This is a genomic window from Sinomonas terrae, from assembly GCF_022539255.1.
In the GTDB taxonomy this organism is placed as follows: Bacteria; Actinomycetota; Actinomycetes; order Actinomycetales; family Micrococcaceae; genus Sinomonas; species Sinomonas terrae.
The window spans coordinates 52,042-75,817 of the sequence record NZ_JAKZBV010000001.1 but is presented as its reverse complement, the minus strand read 5'-3'; the positions used below and the strand labels follow the sequence as shown (position 1 = coordinate 75,817).

General features: G+C 66.9%; 21 protein-coding genes. 7 read left to right on the top strand and 14 right to left on the bottom strand.

Features of this window, described 5'->3' with window-relative positions:
- The first annotated feature begins 6 nt into the window (after window positions 1-6).
- The 4 genes from L0M17_RS00330 to L0M17_RS00315 all read left to right on the top strand — a co-directional run bounded on the left by L0M17_RS00330 (window position 7) and on the right by L0M17_RS00315 (window position 4,891).
- Window positions 7-1,119: a zinc-binding dehydrogenase gene (locus L0M17_RS00330; RefSeq protein ID WP_241050155.1), complete on the top strand. Its 1,113-nt coding sequence runs from the start codon at window positions 7-9 to the stop codon at window positions 1,117-1,119.
- A gap of 146 nt (window positions 1,120-1,265) precedes the next feature.
- Complete coding sequence (locus L0M17_RS00325; protein WP_241050153.1) at window positions 1,266-2,447, top strand: M24 family metallopeptidase; 1,182 nt, start codon at window positions 1,266-1,268, stop codon at window positions 2,445-2,447.
- Between the two features lie 3 nt (window positions 2,448-2,450).
- The gene (locus L0M17_RS00320; RefSeq protein WP_241050151.1) at window positions 2,451-3,704 is read left to right on the top strand and encodes an aminotransferase-like domain-containing protein; all 1,254 of its coding nucleotides are present in this window, start codon (window positions 2,451-2,453) and stop codon (window positions 3,702-3,704) included.
- Window positions 3,695-4,891, top strand: a complete 1,197-nt coding sequence (locus L0M17_RS00315) for a M20 family metallopeptidase (RefSeq protein WP_241050149.1) — start codon at window positions 3,695-3,697, stop codon at window positions 4,889-4,891. The genes L0M17_RS00320 and L0M17_RS00315 overlap by 10 nt, the downstream gene beginning before the upstream one ends.
- A gap of 171 nt (window positions 4,892-5,062) precedes the next feature.
- Here L0M17_RS00315 and ehuA read toward each other — a convergent pair whose 3' ends face one another.
- The 8 genes from ehuA to L0M17_RS22570 form a co-directional block, all read right to left on the bottom strand.
- Entirely contained in the window at window positions 5,063-5,893 is an 831-nt protein-coding gene (gene ehuA, locus L0M17_RS00310) for an ectoine/hydroxyectoine ABC transporter ATP-binding protein EhuA (RefSeq protein WP_255731688.1), read from the bottom strand.
- Window positions 5,877-6,533: an ectoine/hydroxyectoine ABC transporter permease subunit EhuD gene (gene ehuD, locus L0M17_RS00305; protein WP_241050147.1), complete on the bottom strand. Its 657-nt coding sequence runs from the start codon at window positions 6,531-6,533 to the stop codon at window positions 5,877-5,879. Before ehuD ends, ehuA begins: the two co-directional genes overlap by 17 nt.
- Window positions 6,530-7,228, bottom strand: a complete 699-nt coding sequence (ehuC, locus tag L0M17_RS00300) for an ectoine/hydroxyectoine ABC transporter permease subunit EhuC (protein ID WP_241050146.1) — start codon at window positions 7,226-7,228, stop codon at window positions 6,530-6,532. Before ehuC ends, ehuD begins: the two co-directional genes overlap by 4 nt.
- Before the next feature lie 33 nt (window positions 7,229-7,261).
- Window positions 7,262-8,110, bottom strand: a complete 849-nt coding sequence (gene ehuB, locus L0M17_RS00295; RefSeq protein ID WP_241050143.1) for an ectoine/hydroxyectoine ABC transporter substrate-binding protein EhuB — start codon at window positions 8,108-8,110, stop codon at window positions 7,262-7,264.
- Between the two features lie 228 nt (window positions 8,111-8,338).
- Window positions 8,339-9,793: an MFS transporter gene (locus L0M17_RS00290; protein ID WP_241050135.1), complete on the bottom strand. Its 1,455-nt coding sequence runs from the start codon at window positions 9,791-9,793 to the stop codon at window positions 8,339-8,341.
- Window positions 9,794-9,959: 166 nt separating this feature from the next.
- Window positions 9,960-11,375: an amidase gene (locus tag L0M17_RS00285; RefSeq protein ID WP_241050133.1), complete on the bottom strand. Its 1,416-nt coding sequence runs from the start codon at window positions 11,373-11,375 to the stop codon at window positions 9,960-9,962.
- Window positions 11,376-11,463: 88 nt separating this feature from the next.
- Window positions 11,464-12,660, bottom strand: coding sequence for a M24 family metallopeptidase (locus L0M17_RS00280; protein WP_241050131.1), 1,197 nt, complete (start codon window positions 12,658-12,660; stop codon window positions 11,464-11,466).
- A 72-nt stretch (window positions 12,661-12,732) separates the two neighbouring features.
- Window positions 12,733-13,911, bottom strand: a complete 1,179-nt coding sequence (locus L0M17_RS22570) for a mandelate racemase/muconate lactonizing enzyme family protein (protein WP_241050129.1) — start codon at window positions 13,909-13,911, stop codon at window positions 12,733-12,735.
- Window positions 13,912-14,138: 227 nt separating this feature from the next.
- On the opposite strand from L0M17_RS22570, the gene L0M17_RS00270 reads away from it, so the two are divergent.
- Window positions 14,139-14,816 (top strand): GntR family transcriptional regulator, encoded by a 678-nt coding sequence (locus tag L0M17_RS00270; RefSeq protein ID WP_241050127.1) that lies wholly within the window; start codon window positions 14,139-14,141, stop codon window positions 14,814-14,816.
- 85 nt (window positions 14,817-14,901) lie between these two features.
- On the opposite strand, the gene L0M17_RS00265 is transcribed toward L0M17_RS00270, so the two are convergent.
- The 3 genes from L0M17_RS00265 to L0M17_RS00255 are packed head-to-tail and all read right to left on the bottom strand — an operon-like array spanning window position 14,902 to window position 20,685.
- A complete protein-coding gene (locus L0M17_RS00265; protein WP_241050125.1) occupies window positions 14,902-16,392 on the bottom strand; it encodes an NAD-dependent succinate-semialdehyde dehydrogenase in 1,491 nt (496 codons plus the stop codon).
- Complete coding sequence (locus L0M17_RS00260) at window positions 16,389-19,400, bottom strand: FAD-binding and (Fe-S)-binding domain-containing protein (protein ID WP_241050123.1); 3,012 nt, start codon at window positions 19,398-19,400, stop codon at window positions 16,389-16,391. The genes L0M17_RS00265 and L0M17_RS00260 overlap by 4 nt, the downstream gene beginning before the upstream one ends.
- 7 nt (window positions 19,401-19,407) lie before the next feature.
- Window positions 19,408-20,685 (bottom strand): aspartate aminotransferase family protein, encoded by a 1,278-nt coding sequence (locus tag L0M17_RS00255; RefSeq protein ID WP_241050121.1) that lies wholly within the window; start codon window positions 20,683-20,685, stop codon window positions 19,408-19,410.
- Window positions 20,686-20,751: 66 nt separating this feature from the next.
- On the opposite strand from L0M17_RS00255, the gene L0M17_RS00250 reads away from it, so the two are divergent.
- Complete coding sequence (locus L0M17_RS00250) at window positions 20,752-21,753, top strand: D-2-hydroxyacid dehydrogenase (protein WP_241050119.1); 1,002 nt, start codon at window positions 20,752-20,754, stop codon at window positions 21,751-21,753.
- A 57-nt stretch (window positions 21,754-21,810) separates the two neighbouring features.
- Here L0M17_RS00250 and L0M17_RS00245 read toward each other — a convergent pair whose 3' ends face one another.
- A complete protein-coding gene (locus L0M17_RS00245; RefSeq protein WP_241050117.1) occupies window positions 21,811-22,314 on the bottom strand; it encodes a DUF3830 family protein in 504 nt (167 codons plus the stop codon).
- A gap of 100 nt (window positions 22,315-22,414) precedes the next feature.
- On the opposite strand from L0M17_RS00245, the gene L0M17_RS00240 reads away from it, so the two are divergent.
- Window positions 22,415-23,128 (top strand): maleate cis-trans isomerase family protein, encoded by a 714-nt coding sequence (locus L0M17_RS00240; RefSeq protein WP_241050115.1) that lies wholly within the window; start codon window positions 22,415-22,417, stop codon window positions 23,126-23,128.
- A 59-nt stretch (window positions 23,129-23,187) separates the two neighbouring features.
- On the opposite strand, the gene L0M17_RS00235 is transcribed toward L0M17_RS00240, so the two are convergent.
- On the bottom strand, window positions 23,188-23,562 hold the full coding sequence (locus L0M17_RS00235; RefSeq protein WP_241050113.1) for a type II toxin-antitoxin system death-on-curing family toxin: 375 nt from the start codon (window positions 23,560-23,562) through the stop codon (window positions 23,188-23,190).
- A complete protein-coding gene (locus tag L0M17_RS00230) occupies window positions 23,559-23,759 on the bottom strand; it encodes a CopG family ribbon-helix-helix protein (RefSeq protein ID WP_241050111.1) in 201 nt (66 codons plus the stop codon). Before L0M17_RS00230 ends, L0M17_RS00235 begins: the two co-directional genes overlap by 4 nt.
- Window positions 23,760-23,776 lie beyond the last annotated feature (17 nt).

Below are 23,776 nucleotides of genomic sequence, written 5' to 3'. Positions count from 1 at the left end.
ACCAGCATGACAAGTCTCGCTGAAGGCATCGAAACCAGCGGAGCCCTGCCGGCGACGATGCGCGCCGTCGTCTGCAATGGACCTGAGAACTACACGCTTGAACAGGTTCCCGTTCCGCGCCCTGGCCGTGACGAGCTCCTTATCCGGGTCGAGGCCGTCGGCGTGTGCGCGAGCGACGTCAAGTGCTACCACGGGGCCGCGAAGTTCTGGGGGGACGAGAACCGGCCCGCGTGGGCCCAGACGGGTGTCATTCCGGGGCACGAATTTGTCGGCATCGTCGTGGCGGGAGGCGAGGAAGAGCTCTCACGACGCCGCCTTTCCCTCGGCGCACGCATCGTGTGCGAGCAGATCGTCCCTTGCGAGGAATGCAGGTACTGCCGACGTGGGCAGTATTGGATGTGCGCCCCGCACGACATGTTCGGCTTCCGCGGATTCAACGGTGCGGTGGCGGAATACCTGCTCGTCCCGGCTCGGGCCCGCGTCCACGTCGCACCATCGAGCCTTCCTGCACACCACGCGGCCTTCGCCGAGCCTCTCTCCTGCGCCCTTCATGCGGTGGAGCGTGCCGACATCAAGTTCGAGGACGTCGTCGTCGTCGCCGGATGCGGCCCCATCGGTCTGGGGATGATCGCCGGAGCCCGCTCCAAGAATGCGGCTACGGTCGTGGCCTTGGATATGGCCGACGAGAAGCTCGCCCTCGCGAAGAAGTGCGGCGCCGATGTGACGATCAACGTCTCGAACGAGGACGCGATCCAGATCGTCAAGGACCTGACCGAGGGCTACGGAGCCGACGTCTACCTCGAGGCCACCGGTCATCCGTCTGCCGTGCCACAGGGCCTGAACATCCTCCGCAAGCTCGGCACCTATGTCGAGTATTCCGTCTTCCGGTCCGAAGCCACCGTTGACTGGTCCATCATCGGGGACGACAAGGAGCTCAACGTCCTCGGTGCCCACCTCGGCCCCCATTGCTGGCCGGCAGCCCTCAAGCTCCTCGAATCAGGCGCCCTGCCGATGGACGAGATCTGCAGCCATCAGTTCTTCCTGGAGGGGTTCCTCGACGCGATCAACCTCGTCGGGAACCCTGCCGGCGGCTCCGTCAAGGTCTCGATCCTCCCCTGAGCCGGGCCCGGGCCAAGGCCGGACGGCTCCCCGGTGCGTAGTGCCCTTGAGGGGGCGGTAAGACCCCCGCGCGAGAGATTTGTGTGAGCCGCGCCACGCCGGTAGATTGTCAACAAAGGAACGAAAAGACGTCTATCGGAGGAATCGTGCTGTTTGCTGACGAGGAGTATCGGTCCCGGCTCTCAAAAGTGCGTGAGCGCATGGCGCGCCAAGGACTGTCGGCCCTGTTGGTAACCGACCCCGCCAACCTCTACTACCTGACCGGCTACAACGCGTGGTCCTTCTACACGCCCCAGCTCGTCTTCGTTCCAGCCGAGGGTCCGATGATGCTCTTCGCGCGCGCAATGGATGCGGGCGGAGCCTTCCGAACGGCGTGGCTGCCACAGGAGTGCATCGTCGGGTACCCGGAACAGTACGTCCACCGCCCCACGGTTCACCCGTTTGACTGGGTCGCGTTTTCCCTTCGGGAGCGGGGCCTCGTCGCGGGGGCCTCGGGAGGCTGCGTGGGGCTCGAGATGGACTCGCACTTCTTCTCCCCCAAGGCCTACCGAGCCCTCGTCCACGCGCTCCCGGAATGGACCTTCGTGGACAGCTTCGAACTCGTCAACTGGGTCCGTTCCGTGAAGTCCCCCGCCGAGGTGGATCTCATGCGGAAGGCGGCGAGCGTCTGCGGCGCTGCCATGCGGGCAGCGGTCGAGACGATCGACGTCGGCGTGCGCCAGTGCGACGCAGCGGCCGCCATCAGCCACGCGCAGATTTCCGGAAGTGACGGCGTGGGCGGCGACTACCCCGCGATTGTCCCCATGCTGCCCACGGGAGAGGCAGCCGACACCCCGCACCTGACGTGGAGCGAGGATCGCTTCGAAGCGGGGCAGGCCGTCGTCGTCGAACTCGCCGGCGCACACCAGCGGTACCACGCCCCGCTCGCACGGACCATCTCGCTCGGCAAGGCCCCTGAGCGGCTGTCCTCGCTCGCCGGCGCTGTGGCCGAGGGCCTCGACGCCGTCATCGCCTCCGTCCGCCCAGGTGCGCCGGTCCGCGACCTCGCGCTGGCTTGGAACAAGACCCTCGCGCAGTACGGCCTCGAGAAGCCCTCCCGCATCGGATACTCGATCGGCGTCGGCTATCCGCCGGACTGGGGCGAGCGCACGATCTCGATCCGCACCGAGGACGAGACCGTCCTCGCCGAGAACATGACCTTCCACCTCATCGGCGGGATGTGGATGGACCACTACGGCTACGAGCTCTCGGAGTCCATCCGGGTCGCACCCACGGGCGCGGAAGTCCTCACGAGCTTCCCGCGCGAACTCATCCAGAAAGGACAGTGAGCGATGTCCACCGAGAACCTCGCACTCCTCTCCCGCGAAGGCCTCCCGCTCGCCGAGCGCGCCGGAAGCCTCGTGGGCTCCGTCATCGACTCGAGCACCTCCCTCCTCGCCTCGATGAAGCACGACATTGTCCGCTTCGCGATGGGCTCCCCCGCCAACGAGGCGGTCCCGCTCGAGGAGTTCCGTGAGATCGCGAGCACGGTGATGGGCCACGACACCTTCACGTACGGCGCGACAGAGGGGGAGCCCAGACTCCTCAGCGCGCTTGTCGAGTACCTCTCGACGACGAGCGACCCCACCGACGAAGACCGCGTGACGATCACCGCGGGCGGCATGCAGGGACTCGACCTCGCCTGCAAGATCTTCCTCAACCCGGGCGACCTGGTCATCGTCGAGAGCCCGACGTACACCAACGGAAGCGCCACGGCGCTGAGCTACGGAGCCCAGCTCCTCGAGGCACCACTCGACGAGAACGGCCTCGTCGTCGAAGCCCTCCCGGAACTGGTTGCTGCCACCGGACGGACGCCCAAGGCCATCTACACGATCCCCAACTTCCAGAACCCGTCCGGCACCACCCTCTCCCTCGAGCGCCGCGAACTGCTGCTTGAGCTCGCACACCAGTGGAACGCCGTCATCATCGACGATGACCCCTATGGCCTCCTCCGGTTCGAAGGCGAGGACCTCCCGAGCCTCCAGGCGCTCAGCCCCGGCGACCCCCTGCTCTTCTCAGTGCGCACCTTCTCCAAGATCCTCGCGCCGGGCCTCCGGGTGGGATGGGTCGACACCCACCCCGCGCTGCGGCAGCTCGTGATCAACGCGAAGCAGGCGATGGACACGTGCACCAACGTCCCGGCGCAGCACATCGTCGCCGAGTTCATCCGCCGGGGACGGCTCGACAGCCACCTCGCCGATCTCCGCGCCGAATACCGACGGCGGCGGGACGCCATGCAGTCCAGCATCCGCCGCCACTTGGGCGACCGGGTCACGACGACGAACCCGGAGGGCGGCTTCTTCCTGTGGCTCACGCTCCAAGGGGCCGACGCCGGGATTTCGACCCGACGCCTCTTCGAGACCGGGCTCGCCGAAGGTGTCGCGTTCATCCCGGGACCCGCGCTCTCGGCAGAGGGAAGGTTCGACGACGCCCTGCGGCTCTGCTTCGCCACGAGCACGCCCGAACGCACGGACGAGGGAATTCAACGGCTTCGCCGGGCCATGGACATCGAGCTGGCCGGGCTGGAGGGCGCCACGTGCGCGTGAACGCTTCGCTCGAGGACGAGGTCCTCGAGCTGATCACCGAAGCCGACCTCGTCTCGCTCACCACCGCCCTCATCGCGGCCGGCGGCGAGAACCCGGGCGGAACTGAGGATGCGACCGTGAAGGTGCTCGAGGCGTTCTGCCTCGGCGCCGGCCTGGTCACGGCGACTGAACCGGTCGCGCCGGAACGCCCCAACTTCACGGCCGTGCTGCCCGGGGGGTCGGATCGCGGCCTCCTGTTTCTCGGGCACTCCGACGTCGTCCCGGCAGGCGACGGCTGGGAGCGGCCCCCGTTCGAGCCGTACGAGCGTGACGGGCGGCTGTACGGCCGCGGTTCCACTGACATGAAGGGCGGCCTCGCCGCCGTCGCCGTCGCGCTCAAGGCCCTCAAGGAGGCGGGCGTCGAGCTGCCCGGCGACGTCACACTTGCCTGCACGGTCGACGAAGAGGATCTCGGCATCGGGATCCGTGAGTACACGCGTGCCCACGCCGGTGCCGCCCACTTCTCGGGCTGTATCGTCGCAGAGCCGACCGATCTCGCCACCGTGATCGGGTGTCGAGGCGACAGCTACATTGAACTCGCGATCCAGGGCAAGTCCGCCCACTCCGGGCGGCCCGCAGATGGCCGCAATGCGATCGACGCAGCCGCGCGGATCATCGACCTCGTCCGGGACGATCACCGCGAGCTCCAGTCGCAACAGGATGCCCTCCTTGGCAGCGGCAGCTGGAACGTCGGCCTCATTCGTGGCGGGAGCGGGACGTCCATGGTGGCGGGCGAGTGCACCGTCTCGCTCGACCGCCGGCTCATGCCCGACGACGACGCCGGCACCATCCTGGCGTCTCTCCAGCAGCGCATCCTCGATGCGGGTATCTCCCGGGACGGCATCTCGGTGAGCACTTGGGTCTCTATGGAAATGCCCGGGTTCCGCACGGACGAGGACCACCCGCTGGTCACAGATGCCGTCGCGGCCCTCGCAGACTGCGGCTTCGAGAGCAGGATCGGCGGCTGGACGGCGGCGTGCGACGGCGGGTTCATCGCCCGCGATTTCGGCGTCCCGACGATCGTGATGGGTCCCGGGGGCCTCAACGATCAGGCCCATCAGGTCAACGAATCGGTCAGCATCGCCGAGCTCCTGACGGCGGCACGGGCCTACGCGCTCTTGTGCCTCCGGCACGGCCGCGTCCGGTAGCAGCCGACCCACAGCCGTGGGCAGCGGCTATGGGGATTTGGCCGTCGGAGTCTCACCAGTTTCCAGAGTGGTCGCGCCGCGACTCGCTGCAGTTTTGCTTCGCCACGCCGTCCGGGGTGGCCAGAAGCTGGTGAGACTCCGACAGGGTAGCTAGCCGGAGGGGTAGCCGGGTCAGTGCTGGAGCACCGCCCGGAGGAACGTCTTGGTCCTCTCCTCGAGGGGATTCTTGAAGATCTGCTCCGGCGGACCGCTCTCGACCGCTCGACCGTGATCGAACATGACGACCCGGTCGGAGATCTCCTCGGCGAACCGCATCTCGTGCGTGACCATGAGCATCGTCATGTCCGTGCTCTGCGCCAGGTTGCGGATCACGTTGAGGACCTCGCCGATCAGCTCGGGGTCGAGGGCTGAGGTGGGTTCGTCGAAGAGCATCACCTTCGGCCGCATGGCGAGCGCCCGGGCGATGGCCACTCGCTGCTGCTGGCCGCCCGAAAGCTGCGGCGGCGTGTGGTTCATGTGCTTGCTCAGACCCACGAGATTGAGCAGGTCCACCGCCCGCTCCCGCGCCTCCCCCTTGTCCATGCCGAGGACATGGATGGGCGCCTCGACGACGTTCTCGAGCGCCGTCATGTGTGGGAAGAGATTGAACTGCTGGAACACCATGCCGATCTTCCGACGTGTCTGCCTCAGCTGACGCGTCTCCTTCGGCTTCTCGCCCGCCGCCACCTTCCACAGCACATCACCGTCTACGCTGACGAGGCCCTCGCTCGGGCTCTCCAACGTCATCAGGATGCGGAGGATCGTCGTCTTCCCCGAACCAGACGGCCCGATGATCGACACCTTCTCGCCCGGCTGGACGTCGAAGTTGAGCGACTTCAGCACGTGGTTCGAGCCCCAGCTCTTGCTCACGTTCTCGAAGGCGATGATCGGGTCTGGCTTCGTGAGCTCCGACTCGGAAAGGGCGCCGCCCTGCAGGGGAACCGGCTCAGTGCTGGGGCGCATAACGCCGCTCCAATCTGTTGACGAGACGTGACGATGGGTAGCTGATGATCAGGAACAGGATGGCCGCAATCGTGAGCGGTTCCAGGTAGCGGAAGTTCGAGCTGCCGATGGCTTGGGCTGTCCCGAGAAGCTCCACGACCGTGATGGCGGAGAGCACCGCCGAGTCCTTGAACATCTGGATCAGGTAGTTGCCCAGCATGGGAACCACCGTCCTTAGGGCTTGGGGAAGGATGACGCGCCCCCAGACCCTCGTGGCGGGAAGGCCGAGCGCCGTGCAGGCCTCCCACTGCCCGACGTGCACGCCTTGGATCCCGCTGCGGTACACCTCCGCCATGTACGCGCTGTAGTTGATTCCGATCACGATTGCCCCGGTGGTGAAGGCATCGGCGCTGATTCCGTAGTCAGGCAGCACGAAGAACGCACAATACGCCTGGACGAGGAGCGGGGTGCCGCGGATGAAGACGACGACGAAGGTGACCACCTGGGAGACGACAGGTATGGCCAACCTACGCAGAATCGCAAAGGCCAGACCGAGGAGCGCGGCAATGAGCGTTCCCAGGAGCGTGACCTCGACCGTGACGACGAGACCCTGAAGCAGCTGCGGGATGATCGAGACGGCGAACGAGTTGTCCCAAATCATGCTGTACCTGCCTTCATGAACCTGCGCTCTGCGCGCCAAGCCGCCTTGGCCTTGCGGTCAAGGGCGAAGCGCCGCTCGAGGACGCCGGTCAACAGGGTCAGGACCGACGAGAGCACGAAGTACATCACCAGAATGGTGAGGAAGATCGCCGTCGTCTGTCCCGTCGTATTCCGGATCATCTGGGCGCGGAACGTGAGGTCCGCAACCGTGACGAGCGAGACGAGCGAAGTGTTCTTCAGCAGGTCGACCATGACGTTGCCGAAGGGCGGGAGCATCGCAGGGATCGCCTGCGGGATGATCACCCGGCGGAGGCGGAGCGCTGGGCCCATGCCCAGCGCCGTGCACGCCTCCGTCTGCCCCTTGGGGCGGCTCGCTATCGCGCCGCGCACCACCTCGGCTGCATAGGCGCCCTCGTTGAATCCGAGGGCCAGGACGGCCGCCGTCATCGGGAAGAGCTGGATCCCGAAGAACGGGAGCGCAAAGAAGAACCAGAACATCTGCACGAGCAGCGACGTCCCGCGGAATACCTCGACGAAGACCGCGGCGGGCACCCGGAGGAACCAGTGGGTCGAGAGGCGTCCGAGTCCGGCCACGAAGGCGACCAGGATACACACGACCCCACTCAGGGCCGTGACGAGGACCGTCGTCCACATGCCCTGCCAGAGCAGGGGCCAATACTCAACAACAGCGGACATCGGAGCCTCCCGTCACACGGATACAGCCCGAGGTCATCCGGCGGTCTGGCATAGTTCCTGGGCCGTGACGCCCTGGACCACAGTCGGGTCGAAGCCCCACTTGTTGAGGATGTCCGCGAACTGGCTCGTCTGCTTGAACGCGGCGAGCTCCTTGTTGTATGCGTCGTGGAAGGAAGCATCGGACTTCCTGAAGGCGGCGCCAGAGCCGGTGCGAGGGGCATCTTTGAGGGGCGCCGAGACGTCGAAGCCCGCATCGTCCTTCGCAAGCGCGCGGAGGGAGAGCGTCGGCAGCAGGAAGGCGTCTGCGCGGTTCGCCTTGACGGCCTCGATGCCGCTGCGGCCGTCGCTGACCTTGACCTGCTGAGAATCGGGGACCTTGGAGGTCTTGAGGATTCCCTCTTCGAAGCCGCCCGGGAGCACTGCGATCTTGAGGCCCGAGTTCGAGGTCACTGCGGCGATCGACGTGATTCCCTTCGGATTGCCCTTCGGTGTGGCGAAGGACTCGGTGGAGACAATGACCGGCTCCGAATAGTCCACTTGGCCGCAGCGCGACTGCTTCATGAAGAGCCCGGCCGCGATGACGTCCCAGCGGTTCGCGTTGAGTCCCGGGATCATCGAAGCGTACGGGGTGACTACGCCCTGGATGTCCTTGATGCCCATCCGCTGGCACACCGCCCTCAGCACGTCGGGCTCACAGCCGCTCACGGTGCCGTCCGCGTTCACCTGGGTGTAGGGCGGTTCATTTGCGATGGCGACGCGCAGAAACCCCTGCGACTTGGCAGTATCCAGCAGGCTTCCGTTCGACGACGCTGCCGATCCCGCTGCAGGAACGCTGGAACATCCGGTGGCCCACCCAGCCAACGAGGCTCCGAGAGCAGCCACTCCTGCACTTCTCAAGACGCTTCTTCGCGACAACTCGATCATGTCAGCTCCCTTTCAGCCGGCCCGCTTTGGCCGACGGCGGCGAGAGGCCGCCTCACTTTGTGACTTGCGTTACAAACCTATGAGGCGTATGTAGCATTGTCAACAATATGAACGTGCGCGTTCCGACAAAAAAGCACGGCCGGGGGTCCGAAGACCCTCGGCCGTGCTCGTGCCGGTTCGACAGGGCTAGTCAGGCTGCGACTGGGCGCGCGCTCCCCTGAAACCGACCACCGTCTGAGGCTTTGTCTCGGGAAGCTCCCGGCCACGCAGGGAAGCGCCGACCGTCTCCCTCATGAACCGCACCGAGATGACGCCGATGACGCAGGCGAGCATCATGTAGAACGCTGGGAAGATCGGATTGTGCGTTGTATCGATGCCGGCCTGGTTCAGCAGGGGCGCCGTGCCGCCGAAGATCGACGTCGAGATGTTGTACGTGATCGCGAATCCGGCGTACCGGACGTGGGCCGGGAACATGGCGGGGAAGGTCGCCGAGATCGTTGCCAGCTGCGGGATGAACAGCAGGCCGAGAACGGCGAAGCCGATCAGTGCGGCCCAGAACCCATGGGCCATGAGCATGAACATCGGAGCCGAGAGCACGAAGAGCCCAATCAATGAGGCGTACCACATCGGCTTCCGGCCCACCCGGTCGGAAAGCGCGCCTGCGAACGGAATCACGAGCATCATGACGAACTGCGCGACGAACATGATCGTCAGAACCGTCTGATTCGGTAGGCCCGCCTCGCCCTCGAGGTACGTCGGCATGTAGGTCAGCAGGGTGTAGTCGACGATGTTCAGGGCGATCACGAGGCCGGTGAGCGTCAGCATGCTCGGCCAGTACTTGGCCACGAGGTCCTTGAGGCTCGAGGTTGCCTTTTCCTCGGCCTTCCCCTCAAGCTCGAGCTCTTCGAAGACCGGGGTCTCAGCCAGCCGCGTGCGGAGGTAGAGGCCGATGGCGCCGAGCGGGACGGCGCACAGGAACAGTACGCGCCAACCCCAGTCGTTCATCGCCTGGGTTCCGACCGTGACCTCGCCCAGCAGGCCGAGCAGGGAACCGAGCGCGAAGCCGGCGAGCGTCCCGAATTCGAGGAAGCTTCCGAGGAAGCCGCGCTTGTGATCCGGCGCATACTCTGCCATGAAGGTCGCGGCACCGCCGTACTCGCCTCCCGTCGAGAACCCCTGGATGGCCCGCAGGACGATCAACAGCACGGGCGCCAGCAGGCCGACTTGGGAAGCCGTGGGCAGGACGCCGATGAGTGCCGTCGCCGCGGACATCAGGATGATCGTGAGTGCGAGGATCCGCTTGCGCCCGAGGCGGTCGCCTATCGGACCCCAGAACAGGCCGCCCAACGGCCTGATCAGGAACGAGAAGGCGAACGTGCTCAGCGTGAGCAACGTCCCTGCGTGCCCCGGGAAGAAGTTGTGGGTGATGTACGTGACCGAATAGCCGTAGACCCCATAGTCGAACCATTCGGTCGCGTTGCCGATCGCTGAGGCGGCAACCGCCCGTCGGATAGTGCGTGCATCCGGTTGGATGCGGACGGGCCGCGCAGACGCGGCAGGTCCTGTGGGTGTCGCAGGTCCCGCGGGTGCTTCAGGGCGATGACCCGCCATTGGGTTCGCCGCTCGGTGCTGCCGATTCATCAGTACCTCCAGATGGAACTGCAGGACGCGCGGCCCCGCTTTCGGAATTGGCGATAGAAAAACGTTAGTTGGATCACAGTAGGATTGTCAACGATCCTACTGAAGCTCACAGCAACAAGAAGGCCCTGTGGAGAGCTACGGAGCTCTCCACAGGGCCTTCATGTGCCTAGCGGGCCGCTGCCCGGGCAGGCGCGGGAAGGGCGCTTCGCCAACTCGCCGCCGACTCGTAGGCTTGTGCGGCTCGCAGAACGAGCCGGTCAGCGTGCCGCGGTCCGATGATCTGCAGCCCGGCCGGGAGTCCCGACGGCGTGAAGCCGCACGGAACGCTCATGGCCGGCTGCTGGGTCATGTTGAACGGGTACGTGTAGGGCGTCCAGCTGGTCCAGTACTGCGAACTCCACCCCTCAGGCACGTCCCGGCCCCGGGGGAATGCCGGGATGGGAAGAGTCGGAGTCAGGAGAAGGTCATAAGACTGGTGGAAGAGGCCCATCCGCACGCCGAGATCCATGCGGACGGCAGTAGCGTCCAGGAAGTCTGAGGCGCTGAACGTTCCCTGCTCCTCGATGCTGCGCCGAAGCCCAGGGTCTATGCGCTCGAGGGCGGCTGCCCCGTAGGGCTCGAGCACCTTCGCGGCACCTGCAAACCAGAGCACGTGGAAGGCCTCGACGGGGTCCTCTATGCCGGGATCCACTTCCTCCACGTGGGCTCCGAGACCTTCGAACGCCTCGGCCGCGTCGCGGACAAGGGCTTCGATCTCCGGGTCGTTCCGTCCGAACCCAAGCGTTGGCGAGAACGCAATGCGAAGGCCTTCGACGCCGTCGTGCAGGCCTTCGGTGAAGGAGCCCTGAGGCGTCGGGAGGGCGGACCAGTCCCTCGGGTCGAAGCCGGTGATGACGTCGAGGAGAAGAGCGCTGTCAGCCACGGTGCGGGTCATCGGGCCGGCATGGGCGAGAGTGCCGAACGGGCTGGCGGGGAACATCGGAACAAGTCCATACGTGGGCTTGATCGCCACTGTTCCCGTGAAGGCGGCAGGGATGCGGACGGAACCCCCGCCGTCCGTGCCCACGGACCAAGGGCCCATTCCCATTCCCACCGCCGTGGCACTGCCGCCGCTCGATCCGCCGGAGGTGAGGCCCGGGGCGCAAGGATTGCCCGTAGACCCATGGCGAAGCGAGTCGGTCACGCCCTTCCAGGCGAATTCCGGCGTCGTCGTCTTTCCCAGCAGAACCGCCCCGGTCTCGCGCAGACGCGCTACGCACGGCGCGTCCTCGTTCCACGGCCGATCCTCGTCGATGAGCTCGGTTCCCCGAAGGGTCGGCCAGCCTCGCGTGTAGAAGATGTCCTTGATGGAGGTCGGGACCCCATCTCCCGGCCCGAGCGGTGAGCCGTCCGCCCAGCGCTTCTCGGACTCGGCCGCCTCTGCGAGCGCCTCGTCCGCATGGACCGAGACGAAGGCATTGACGTCCCCGTTCCCCTCCTCGATGGCGTCGAGCGCAGCTCTCGTCGCCTCGACGGGCGAGATCTCACCCTGGCGGTATCCCTCGAGCAGTTCGGTAGCTGTCAGCAAGGCCAGATCGTTCATTGCGCCTTCCTCTCTTCTTCGAGGACCCATCCTCCAGTTCTGTTACCCACACTCCTCGGCGATCCCCCGCGCCCATTCCGCCCGCGCATCAGGAGGCCACCACGATGGGGTCGCGCCGAGTCGTTGTGAGGATCTCGCCGCCGTTCGCCGTGACGAGAATGGTGTCGGAGACGACGTAGTCGGCCGGCTTCTGGTCGAGGATCCAGGACAGGACGTGGAAGACCATGCCTTCTCGGATCCCGGTGGTCCCGCCCGCTCTGAGGCCTGCCACGCTTGCTCCACCAACCCAGCTGGGCGGGAAGCCGATGCCGATCGCATAGCCGCAGTGGTGCCTGCGGTAATCGCTGTGGCCGAGCCCGGAATCGATGACCCGCTGCCACGCGTCGTAGACCTCTCCGTTCACCTTGCCGGGGCGCAGTGCCTCGCGGACCGCCTCGAGGCCCGCAGAAGCAATCTCTGCCGCCCGGTCCGTGCCCGGAGGCGCTTCCCCGACGTAGGCCATCCGTGTCAGTGGGGCGTGGTACCGCGCAACTGACGCGGAGAGTTCCATGAAGACCGCGTCCTGGGGCTGGATGATGCGGGGCCTCCACGTGACGTGCTCTTGGAGAAGGAGGTCCTTCGAGCGGATCAACGGGGCGAACCCGGGATACTCGCTGCCCGAAAGCATCATGCGGTGGTAGACGGCGGCAGCCACCTCGCGCTCGGAGATGCCGGGCGAGACCGTGGCCAAGCCTGCCTCGATGGCAAGCGATGATGCACGAGCGGCATGCCGCACATGCTCTATCTCGGCTGCGCTCTTGACCTGGCGGAACGCTTCGACGATGCCCGAACCGTCCACGAGGTCGAGGCCTTCGAGCCGGTCCCGCAGCGGCTCCCATACGTTGAGGGGGAAGCACATCGAAGTTTCCTCCACCCCGATCCTCGACCCTGGGCGCACGGCCGAGGCGACGGCGTTGGCGGCCACCTCGGCCGGGTCCTCGTAGTCGGCGAAGGCGACGTGGCGGCATTGCGGGATCTGCGCCGAGATCGTCGCACCTTCCATCGCGCGGGCGACGACGAGCGGCTCGCCTTCGAGCGGGAGAACCAGAAGGGTGAACGCGAAATACCCCTGATGGTTCAGGCCCGTGAGGTAGTAGAGGTTCTCGGGGCTGACGAGCAGGAGCGCTTCCAAGCCCCGGCGCTGCATCTCCTCCCGGACGCGCTTCACGCGCAGTTCGAATTCCGCCGGGCTGAAGAAGGGAGCCTCAGGGTCGACAAAGGGGGTCGGCGCCACAGCGGGAGGCATGCCCATAGTCATGGTGGCGGCCGAGGACGCGGATGCTGAAGACGGCGGGGTCATTCGTGCTTGCTCTCTTTCTCAGCGCTTCGGCATGAGGGGCGTGCTCGCGATCTTCTCGGACTCGTGGAACGAGAAGTTCTCGGCCTCGCTCTCGTACAGCTCGGCGTACTTCGCGACGCGTTCGGTGTCGAGCTCGATCCCGATACCGGGCTTCTCGGGGACCGCGAGGCAGCCGTTCTTGTACGGAAGAGGGCTTGCATCCGCAATGATGTCGTCCGCGAGGAACGAGCCGTAGCCCTGGTTGGCGTAGATGAAGTTGGGCGTGGAAGCCATGACGTGGACAGCGGCGTAGGCCGCAACCCCGAGCTCACCCAAGCTGTGCTTGAGCACCGGGAGGCCGGCCACCTCGCACATGCCCGCGCCCCGCTTGAGGTTCAGGAGGCCGCCGTCCATCTGGTTGTCGACCGAAACGACGTCGGCCGCCCCGGCCTTGATGAGCTCGAGCTGGTCGTAGCGGGTCCAAGAAGCCTCATTGGCGAGGAGGGGGGTGTTGATGCGTCCCCGGAGGTAGGCCATCTCGGCGAGGTTCCGCCCTGAGATGGGCTGCTCCACGAGCTCGAGGCCGAAGCGCTCCATCTCGCCGACAATGCGAATCGCCGCTGCGGCGGACCACGCCTCGTTGGCGTCCACGCGGATCTTCGCGTCTGGACCAGTGGACGCCCGGATCGCCTCAACGCGCTCGATGTCCTGGCTCGGCTCCATCGAACCGACCTTGATATAGAAGGTCCGGAAGCCCTCGGCGTAACCCTTCGCGGCGTCGTCGGCCATCTCTGAGGCGGGCTTGTGGCTGAGGTAGTAGAAGAATTCGACTTCGTCACGGACGCGGCCGCCGAAGAGATTGACGAGCGGCTGGCCGCTGACCTTGCCCACGATGTCCCAGCAAGCCATTTCAACGGCGGCGATTGCCGTGCTGGTCGACTTCACATGGTGCCACGTGCCGATGATGTTCACGCGCTTCATGATTCGCTCGATATCGAAGGGGCTCTCTCCGATGACGAGTGGCTCGATGGACTTGAAGACCGCCAGCACGATGTCCGCGGACGGATAGGCTGCGGCCTCGCCGAGTCCAACCATGCCTTCATCGGTGTCCATCTCCAAGAGGATGCTGACCATTCCGCGGCGTCCTCCGAACGCCCAGATCTCGTCCTCGACGAAAGGGACAGCAACGGGGGTGGCGCGAAGACCGGTAATGCGCACGGATATCTTCCTAACTCTTAAGAGGGCTTGTAAGTGATGGGCTGGCCGACTGCTCGGGAGGCGGTAGCCCCAAACCTAAGCTGTAGGATTGTAGACAACAATACCTTCCGAATGTGATCCGTGCCACTCTCCCGATCTACTAAGCTTCTCCCCCACAGCACGCTCTCACGTGTTATGATTGTTGACAATCGGCCCATTTGGGGGTCTCACGAACTTGAGGAGAGGGCATGGCCCAGTTGCTCACGCCGGTAGTACAGGAGACGACTCCTGCACTCATTGCCCGCCAGTTGCGCAGGGCGATCGGCCAAGGAGAGCTCGCCCCCGGCGAGCAGCTCAACGAAGCAGAATTGAGCCGCCACCTCGGCGTCAGCCGAGGGCCTCTGCGCGAGGCGATGCAGCGCCTCACCCAGGAGGGTCTCCTCGTCAGCATCCGCAACCGCGGCGTCTTCGTCATTGAAGTGACCGATGACGACGTGCGGGACATGTACCTTGCGCGCGCAGCGGTTGAGCGCGCAGCCGCCGCGCGCGTCATCCAGCTCGATGCAAAGGACGCCGGAAAGCAGCTTCTCGAGGTGACCAAGAGAATGCGCAAGGCGGCGAACGACGACGACGCCGACGCGCTCACTGAGACCGACGTGGAGTTCCACGCGCTTCTCGTAGCCCTCGCGAAGAGCCCGCGCCTTTCGCGCATGCACAACACGCTCATGGTCGAGACTCGCATGTGCATCACCGCACTCGAGACCCGCTACGCCTCGCACTACGTTCGCGCAGACGAGCACCACGAGATCGCTGCCGCCATCAGGGACGGAAAGATGGAGGAAGCAGACCGCCTCCTCGTTGCCCACATGGACGACGCCGTGACTCGCCTCATGCAGGCCCCGGAAGCAGCCTCGGAACCAGCCTGAGAATCGACCGCCTAAGGCGAAGGCTCCCAACTAAAGCGAAGGCTCCCGACGGATTCCGTCGGGAGCCTTCGCCGTGAAAGCGCTCCTACACGCGCGGCACGGCCATGTACTTGTACTCGAGGAACTCCTCGATGCCCACGCGGCCGCCCTCGCGACCCAGGCCGGAGGCCTTGACGCCGCCGAAGGGGGCTGCCGGGTTGGAGACAATCCCGGTGTTGAGCCCGACCATGCCGACCTCGAGGGCCTCCCCCACGCGGAATCCGCGGTCGACGTCCTGCGTGAAGAGGTAGCCCACGAGTCCCCACGGGGTGTCGTTGGCGAGGCGGAGCACCTCGTCCTCGGTGTCGAACGGCACGACCGGGGCCACCGGACCGAAGATCTCCTCGTTCATGAGATCCGCCTCGGGCGAGACGTCGGAGAGCACCGTGGGCGAGTAGAAGTAGCCGCGACGGTCGGGGCGGCTACCGCCACAGACGACGACGGCGCCCTTGCCCACCGCATCGTCGACGAGTTCCTGGACCTTCCGCAGGGCCTTTTCCTCGACAAGGGGCCCGACGTCGGTTCCCGGCTCCGCGCCGTCGCCCACCGAGAGCGCGCCGAGGCGAGCCGCGAGCTTCCGGGCGAACTCGTCCGCGACCGAGCGCTGCACGAACAGCCGGTTGGCGGCCGTGCAGGCCTCGCCCATGTTGCGCATCTTGGCTGCCACGGCACCTTCGACAGCCCGATCCAGGTCGGCGTCCTCGAAGACGATGAACGGGGCGTTGCCCCCGAGCTCCATGGACGAGCGCATCACGTGCTGCGAGGCCTGCTCGAGCAGGCGCACGCCAACCGCCGTCGAGCCAGTGAAGCTGACCTTGCGGGCGATGCCGCTCGACATCCACGGTGAGACCACATCCGACGCCTTGGTCGTGCACACGACGTTCAGGACGCCGTCGGGAAGACCGGCCTCGACGAGGATGTCGACGAGGGCCAGCGAGGAGAGCGGGGTGAGGTTCGCGGGCTTGAAGACCATCGTGCAGCCCGCGGCGATCGCGGGGCCGATCTTCCGCGTGCCCATCGCGAGCGGGAAGTTCCACGGAGTCACGAGCACGCAGGGGCCGACCGGCTCCCGCGAGACGAGGATTCGGTTCTTGCCGTCGCCCGTCGTCGTGAGGTCGCCGCCAATGCGGACGGCCTCCTCCGAGAACCAGCGGAAGAACTCGGCCGCGTACGCGACCTCGCCCTTCGCCTCGGCGAGCGGCTTGCCCATTTCTGCCGTCATGATCAGGGCGAGCTCGTCCTGGCGCTCCATGATGAGGTCATAGGCGCGGCGCAGGATCTCGCTGCGGACGCGGGGGGCCGTCTTGGCCCACTCCTTCTGGACGCGGCCCGCGGTCTCGATGGCGCGCTTCGCGTCCTCCGGGCCGCCGTCGGCCACCGTCGCGATGACCTCTTCCGTTGCGGGGTTCACGACGTCGAAGCGCGCGCCGGAGGCGGCTTCGGTCCACTTGCCATCGATGAAGATGCCGGTGCTGATCTTGGCGATCGCCTCGCGTGCCTTCTCTGAGGCGCGGAGGTCGCTGAGGTTGGTGGTCATAGGAGTTCCTCTGCTTCCTTGGTGGGGCTTTCTGACATGGCGGTCTGGCTGGTGGGTAGCTGCGGCGGCCCCGCAGTCCCGGGGTCAAGGATCTGGGCCAGATGGAGGCCGGGCCTTGAAGAATCAAGCTGATCGACCTGCCGTGCGCACGAGAAGCCGTCGGTCAGGACGGCGACGTCACGGCCGGTGGCCCGCAGCGCGGGAGCGAGGGCATTCTCGGCGACCTGCATGCTCACGTCGTAGTGCTGGGCTTCGAAGCCGAAGTTCCCCGCGACTCCGCAGCAGCCATTCGCGTCGACGACCTCGCGCACCCCGGCCGCCTTGAGCGCCGAGCGCTGGGCAGCGGCCCCGAAGACCGAGTACTCGTGGCAGTGCGTCTGGAGCACGGCCTGCTCGGGCACCGGCTTCGCGGGGGCGGGCTCCCAGCCGGTGGCCACCCGGTCGGCGACGTGCGCGGCGAAGCTGCGCACACGAGCCGCGACCCGCTTCGCCTGGTCCGTAGGCACGAGCTCGGGGAGGTCTTTCCGCAGGGCCGCAGCGCAGCTGGGCTCGACGACGACGATCGGCCGGTCCGTGCCGTCGTCGAGCTCTTCGGCGGCTTGGGACAGCAGACGCTTCGCGGTGCCGAGCTGCCCGGTGGAGATCCAGGTCAGACCGCAGCACGCGTCGGCGGAGCATTCCACCGCCTCGCCGGCGCCTGCGAGGACCCGGGCAGCCGCGCCGGCGACTTCCGGACGGAAGCCCCGCGTGAACGTGTCCACGAACAGGACCACCGAGTCCGCGCCGTCGGCGCCGCCCACGGGACGGACCGCGCCCGCGGGACGGATGCCGGCGTCGTCGACCTCGCGCCGCCACTCCCCAGCACCTGCGAACCGCGGAAGCGCGCGCTTCGTCGTCAGGCCACCCGCAGCCGCGGCGACCTTGCCCAGCGGTGTCGCGAGGACAGCGTTGACGAGGCCGGGGAGGCGGCCGGTGACCTTGAGCCAGCGGGGCAGCCAGCCGAGGGAGAAGTGCGAGAGCGGGCGCACGCGGCCGCGGTAGTAGTGGTCGAAGAACTCGGACTTGTACGTCGCCATGTCGACCCCTGCGGGGCAGTCGGTCGAGCAGGCCTTGCACGCCAGGCACAGGTCCAGCACCTCCCGGACTTCCTCCGACTTCCAGCCCTCCTCGACAGTGCGGGCACCGCGCACCATCTCCTGCAGCACGCGAGCGCGGCCCCGCGTGGAGTCCTTCTCATCGCGGGTAGCCCGGTAGCTGGGGCACATGACCCCTCCGCCGTCCGCGCGGCAGCGCCCGACTCCGATGCAGCCCTGGACGGCGTGCACCCAGGGGTCGGTGTGCGGGGATGGCGTCTGGGCAGTGGAAGCGGCGGGACGGAGGTCGAAGCTCGTGCGCCACTCCCGCTCGGGAACCCCCTCGAGGGCGAGGTGCGAGTCGATCGGGTCGGGATCGGTCATAGACCCCGGATTCAGGAGGCCGGCAGGATCCCACAGCCCTCTGCACCGGGCGAAGGCAGCCATGACCTCCTGGGAGTACATGAGGGGCAGCAGCTCCGAGCGGGCCCGGCCGTCTCCGTGCTCACCAGAGAGCGAACCCCCGTGGCGCACCACGAGCTCGGCCGCTCGCCGAGTGAACTTCCTGAAGACCTCCCGGCCTTCCTCGGTGCGCAGATCGTAGGTGATGCGAATGTGCATGCAGCCGGCCCCGAAGTGCCCGTACATGACACCGGTCAGCTCGTGCTCCGCGAGGAGCTCTCTCAGATCGGCGAGATAGTCGGCGAGACGCTCGGGGGCCACGGCCGAATCCTCCCAGCCGGGCCAGGACTCGCCTCCGCTCGCGAGGCGCGAGGAGAGGCCCGCTCCATCCTCACGCACTCTCCAGAGGGAGGCACGTTCGGTCGGATCGGGCACCGGCTGCCCATCGACAAGGCGTCCATTCTCCCGGAGGCGGGCCACGAGACGTTCCGCCTGCGCGCGGACGGACGCCGCGTCGTCGCCGTCGAGGTCGACGAAGAGCCAGGCTCGGCCTTCGGGGAGGCCGAGGACCGAATCGGGCCCGCGGCGGTGGCGCATCGTCGCGACGATGGCCTCGTCGGTTCCTTCGACGGCAGCCGGGGAGAATTCGAGGATCGTGGGGATGTCCCGCGCGGCGTCGACGACGTCCTCGTAGCCGAGGCAGACGAGCAGGGCACTCGCAGGCTTCGGCACTAGCTTCATGCGGGCACCGACGACGACGGCCCACGTCCCCTCCGAGCCGACGACGGCGCGGGCGACGTTGAACCTCTTCTCCGGCAGCAGATTCTCCAGGTGGTACCCGGAGACCTGGCGCGGTATCTGGCCCAGCTCGCGGCGGAGAGCACCGAGGTTCTCCTGCGCGAGTTGCCGCAGCGACGCCGAAAGGTCTGCAGCGCGAGCGGCTGACTGGTGGTCGGAAGGATCCGTGGCCCGCAGTCCGGTCTCCGTCGCGGTGAGCCGCACGCCGTCCGACGTCACGAGGTCTATCTCGGACACGTGGTCTGACGTGCGGCCGTAGCGGACGGAGTGGTTCCCGCACGCGTCGTTGCCGATCGCGCCGCCGACCGTCGCCCGATTCTTGGACGAGGGGTCGGGCGCGAACGTCTGCCTGCCATCGGTGATGCGCTCCACCTCGCGGGAGAGCGCAGCGAGCACGACGCCCGGCTCGACGTCGACCGTCCCGGCCGCCTCATCGACCGCACCGATGCGGTCCATGTGCCGGGAGAAGTCGAGGACGAGCCCGGGGCCGACGGCGTTGCCCGCCATCGACGTCCCGCCGCCGCGGGAGATGAGCGGCGTGCCGGTCTCCCGGCAGGCCGCCACCGCGGCGACGACGTCCTCTACCGTGCGGGGGAAGACGACGGCGAGCGGCTCGACCCGGTAGTTCGAGGCGTCGTAGGCGTATTCTGCCCGGCGCCGCGGCGACGAGTCTGCCGGAATCCCAGCCTTCGCCAGTTCGCCGAGGAGCGAAGTTCCGGTTCGAGTCTCCAGCATTCGAGCCTCAGGACTGGGCGGCTGCGGGAACCGCGCCGGTGACCGCGGCGACCGCGGCTTCGAAGCGCTGCAGGCCGAGGGTGATCTCATCCTGGGTGACAACGAGCGCGGGAATGAGCCGGACGACGTTGCCGGACGGACCGCACGTGAGCGTGAGGAGGCCCTGGCCTGTCGTGGCCTGCTGGACCGCGGCCGCCGTGGCGGCGTCGGCGGTCCCGTCCTCGAGCGTGAACTCGATGCCCTGCATGAGGCCGAGACCGCGCACGTTCCCGATCGCGGGGAAGCGGCTCTGGATCTCCTTCAGGCCGGCCTGGAGCTCATCGCCGCGGACCCGGGCGTTCTCGACGAGGCCTTCCTCCTCGACGACGTGCAGCGTGGCGACCGCGGCCGCGGCAGACACCGCATTGCCGCCGTAGGTCCCGCCTTGGGAGCCGGGCCAGGCCTTGGCCATGGTCGCGGTAGGGGCGGCAATCGCGGAGATCGGGAAGCCCGAGGCGATGCCCTTCGCGGTGATGAGGATGTCCGGGGTGGCGGAGGAGTGCTGATGGCCCCAGAACTTCCCGGTGCGCCCGACGCCGGCCTGCACCTCGTCGAAGATGAGCTGGATCCCGTGGCGGTCGGCGCGCTCGCGCAGGCCCTCCATGAACGCGGGGGGCGTGGGAAGGTAGCCGCCGTCGCCCAGCACGGGCTCGATGAGGAAGGCCGCGGTGTCGTTCGGCGCGGTGCGCGTCTGGAAGAGGTAGTCGAGCTCCTTGAGGGCGAACTCGACCGCGGTTGCCTCGTCCCAGCCGTAGCGGAAGGCATAGGGGAACGGCGCCATGTGGACGCCCGGCATCAGCGGTGAGAAGCCAGCAGAGAAGCGGGTTCCCGCCGTCGTCAATGACGCGGCCGCGACGGTGCGTCCGTGGAAACCTCCCTGGAAGACGATGATGTTGGGGCGCCCCGTCGCCATGCGGGCAAGACGGATCGCGGCCTCGACGGCTTCAGAACCGGAGTTCGCATAGAAGACCGAGTCGAGGCCAGCCGGAAGGACGTCTCCGAGCATCTCCGTCAACTGCAGGAGCGGCTTGTGCATGACGGTCGTGTACTGGGCATGGATGATCTTGCCGACCTGCTCGCGGGCCGCCTCCACGACGCGCGGGTGGCAGTGCCCCGTGCTCGTCACACCGATGCCGGTGGTGAAGTCGAGGTAGTCCTGGCCGTCCGTGCCGTGGATCCAGCTGCCGAGCGCGTGGTCGACCACGACCGGAGTGGCTTGCTTGAGGATGGGGCTGAGAGTCGTCATGTCGACCATTCTGATAGGGCAATTGAATGATTGTCAACAATAATCATGTTGCGTATCGTGGTGTAGGTGAATGAGCTCAAGGATTCCCCCACGGGGCGGGAGCGGCCGAAGGTCGTCGTGCTGACCTCGCCCACCACCGTTCCTCCCTACAACACGGAAAAGCTCGAGGAACAGACCGAGATCGTCTGGGCAACCGCTGACTCGCTGCCAGACGCCCTGCCGGGTGCAGAAATCCTCTTCGTCTGGGACTTCTTCTCAACCGCCCTCCGGGACGCCTGGGACCACGCGGATTCCCTCCGCTGGATCCACGTCGCGGCCGCGGGCGTCGACACGCTCCTGTTCGATGGCCTGCGCGAGTCCGATGTCGTGATCACGAACGCCCGAGGAGCCTTCGACGGGCCCATCGCCGAGTTCGTACTGGCCTCGATCCTCGCCCACGACAAGCTCCTGCACGAGAGCAAGGAGCTGCAACGAGAGGGCGAGTGGCGGCACCGGGAGGGCAAACGTACGGCTGGCAGCCACGCTCTTGTTGTCGGCACCGGCGGCATCGGACGCGCCACCGGGCGCCTCCTCCGCGCCGTCGGAATGGAGGTCGTGGGTGCGGGTCGCTTGGCCCGGGAGGACGATCCCGACTTCGGGAGCATCGTTCCGACGGAACAACTCGCCCGCCACGTTGAGTGGGCTGACCACCTTGTGCTGATCGCGCCGCTCACTGATCAGACCCGCGGGGTCGTCAACGCCGAGGTACTCGCCGCCATGAAGCCCACAGCGCACCTCGTGAACGTGGGCCGGGGGCCGCTTGTGGATGAGCCAGCCGTCATCGCGGCTCTGCAGGCGGGCACGATCGCCGCGGCGTCGCTCGATGTCTTCACCGAAGAGCCCCTTCCGCCGGCGCACCCCTTCTGGCAGATGCCCAACGTCCACATTTCCGCCCACATGAGCGGCGACGTCGTGGGCTGGCGGGATACGCTCGCCGACCAGTTCGCTGACAACCTCGCCAGATGGCAGCGCGGGGAGGAACTCGTGAATGGGGTGGACAAGCAGCTGGGCTACGCGCGGAGCCGCTGACGCAGCACCCGAAGGGCGGGGCCGGACAAATCGGCCACGCCCTTCGGGTGCGTGTTCCTAATCCTCCTCGGCCCGCTCGATCACCAGGCGCTCGCCCCGCGCCCCACCCATCCAGATGTCCTGGCTCGCGGCCGCGAGTTCATCGAGACCCTCGACGATGGTTCCGTACACGTTGCCCGGGACCCACCCGACATCGCCGTTGAGGAGGAGATTGTTGCGGCCGTAGAAGTATGCGAGGTCGATGAGCAGCCGGCTCTCGTTCGTGCCCGCTTCCGTCTCGTAGCCGTACGCAGGGTTGTTCAGCACGCCTTCGAAAGTGAAGTAGCAGAGGTCGCCCGGGATGGGAGTGATCGTCTGGTTCTCCGGCCCCGGCTCCTCCGTCGCGAACGGCGAGACGAGGGTGTAGACCTCGTTGCGCGCGAACTTCCCGTGGAACACGTCCCCCTTCAGCGGCAAGGCCTGCCAGACGGCTTCCGCCGTTCGAGGCGCCTCCTCGTCGAGCAGCCGCGCGCGGGCGCTCACGCCGCGCTTTTCGAGAGTGATCGTGATGTAGCGGGCCATCGTTCTCCTAGCCTCTCTGGCGCCCAAAGACGCCCTGTGATTGTCTACAATCCAACTGTAGACTTTAGTTGACCACTCGCAAACCCATCAGGAGGGATTCATGAGCACCGTCGCCATCCTCTACCCAGGGCACAGCGCCGAAGACGAGTTCGCCGAGCTCGAAGGCATCGTTCCCGGGGCCCGCTTCCCCGTGATCCACACCTGGGAGGGCAGCACCGACCACGACGTCGACGCGCTCCTCAAGCTGGGGTCCCGGGACCTCCTCGAGCCCCCGTCGAAGGAGGCTGGGCAGGCAGGTGCCGATGCGGTCATGTGGGCCTGCACCTCCGGGAGCTTCGTCTACGGGTGGGACGGCTGTGCCGAGCAGGCGGGGTGGGTAGAAGCCGCGAGCGGTGCGCCGTCGTCGTCGACCTCTCTTGCCTTTGCTGCTGCCCTCCGGCACCTGGGGCTGTCCCGCGTCAGCGTCGCCGCGACGTACCCCGACGACGTGGCCTCCCACTTTGTAGAGTTCCTCGGCAAGGGTGGGATCACCGTCACCGCCTTGTCGACCTACGACGTCCCGAGCGGCGAGGATGCGGGGCTTCTGGGCGCCGACTGGGTGCTCGACGTCGCCAAGGCCGCAGATATCTCGGGGGCCGAAGCCCTCCTCATACCCGACACCGCCCTCCACACCCTTGCGATCATCGGCGAACTCGAGGCAACACTCGGCATCCCGGTGCTCACAGCGAACCAGGTGACGGCCTGGCAGGGCCTCAAGCTCGCCGGCCATCCCGCCACCGCGGAAGGCTTGGGGCGGCTCTTCGAAGCCCACTGAGCTTCCGCATCCGCTCTCTCCTTCCCGCCGGCAGTATCAGGCCTTCCTGGCCGGCGGTGTCAGGTGCTGGCTGGGCGCAGGTGGGCGGCGATGGTCTCGGCGGACTTCTCCAGTTCCGTGCTGCCTTCGGCGACGCCCACGACCAGCTCGAACACCTGGTCGGCGCCCATGTCGTGCTCGGCCCCGTTCATGGCAAGGAAGACGACGACCAGTACCCAGGCGGTGCGCATGTTGCCGTCGATCAGTGCGTGGTTCCGGGTTGCGGACTCGAGCAGGGCGGCCGCCTGACGGGGCAGCGTCGGGTAGGCGGGCTGTCCCATCACAGTTGTTGCCGCTCGGGCAAGGGCTGAACCGAGCAGGCCCGCGTCCCGCACGTGGAATCCCATCCTCGCGACCAGGGCGAGGGCCTCCTCGAGTTCGAGGAAGAGGGTCATGCGTCAGCCAGACGCTGGAGCGCCTCTCGGTCGTGGGAGAGGGCGAACTGGAATCCCTGCTCGATCAGGGCCTCACGGCGGTTGCGCTGGATGAGCTGACGCACGGCCTCGACCATGAGCGCGCTCTTGGACGTGTGGTTCTCGACAGCTAGCCGGTCCAGTTCTCGGTCGAGGTCCTCGGGGAGTCTGAGTGTCATGGCCATAGCCTGATGAT

What these genes read in the sequence shown, in the direction of transcription:
- L0M17_RS00330 (WP_241050155.1), top strand. Translation starts at nt 7, where the DNA reads ATGACAAGTCTCGCTGAAGGCATCGAAACCAGCGGAGCCCTGCCGGCG.
- L0M17_RS00320 (WP_241050151.1), top strand. Translation starts at nt 2,451, where the DNA reads ATGTCCACCGAGAACCTCGCACTCCTCTCCCGCGAAGGCCTCCCGCTC.
- ehuA (WP_255731688.1), bottom strand. Translation starts at nt 5,893, where the DNA reads ATGCGCCCCAGCACTGAGCCGGTTCCCCTGCAGGGCGGCGCCCTTTCC.
- ehuD (WP_241050147.1), bottom strand. Translation starts at nt 6,533, where the DNA reads ATGATTTGGGACAACTCGTTCGCCGTCTCGATCATCCCGCAGCTGCTT.
- ehuC (WP_241050146.1), bottom strand. Translation starts at nt 7,228, where the DNA reads ATGTCCGCTGTTGTTGAGTATTGGCCCCTGCTCTGGCAGGGCATGTGG.
- L0M17_RS00290 (WP_241050135.1), bottom strand. Translation starts at nt 9,793, where the DNA reads ATGAATCGGCAGCACCGAGCGGCGAACCCAATGGCGGGTCATCGCCCT.
- L0M17_RS00285 (WP_241050133.1), bottom strand. Translation starts at nt 11,375, where the DNA reads ATGAACGATCTGGCCTTGCTGACAGCTACCGAACTGCTCGAGGGATAC.
- L0M17_RS00280 (WP_241050131.1), bottom strand. Translation starts at nt 12,660, where the DNA reads ATGCCTCCCGCTGTGGCGCCGACCCCCTTTGTCGACCCTGAGGCTCCC.
- L0M17_RS00270 (WP_241050127.1), top strand. Translation starts at nt 14,139, where the DNA reads ATGGCCCAGTTGCTCACGCCGGTAGTACAGGAGACGACTCCTGCACTC.
- L0M17_RS00265 (WP_241050125.1), bottom strand. Translation starts at nt 16,392, where the DNA reads ATGACCACCAACCTCAGCGACCTCCGCGCCTCAGAGAAGGCACGCGAG.
- L0M17_RS00260 (WP_241050123.1), bottom strand. Translation starts at nt 19,400, where the DNA reads ATGCTGGAGACTCGAACCGGAACTTCGCTCCTCGGCGAACTGGCGAAG.
- L0M17_RS00255 (WP_241050121.1), bottom strand. Translation starts at nt 20,685, where the DNA reads ATGACGACTCTCAGCCCCATCCTCAAGCAAGCCACTCCGGTCGTGGTC.
- L0M17_RS00245 (WP_241050117.1), bottom strand. Translation starts at nt 22,314, where the DNA reads ATGGCCCGCTACATCACGATCACTCTCGAAAAGCGCGGCGTGAGCGCC.
- L0M17_RS00240 (WP_241050115.1), top strand. Translation starts at nt 22,415, where the DNA reads ATGAGCACCGTCGCCATCCTCTACCCAGGGCACAGCGCCGAAGACGAG.
- L0M17_RS00235 (WP_241050113.1), bottom strand. Translation starts at nt 23,562, where the DNA reads ATGACCCTCTTCCTCGAACTCGAGGAGGCCCTCGCCCTGGTCGCGAGG.
- L0M17_RS00230 (WP_241050111.1), bottom strand. Translation starts at nt 23,759, where the DNA reads ATGACACTCAGACTCCCCGAGGACCTCGACCGAGAACTGGACCGGCTA.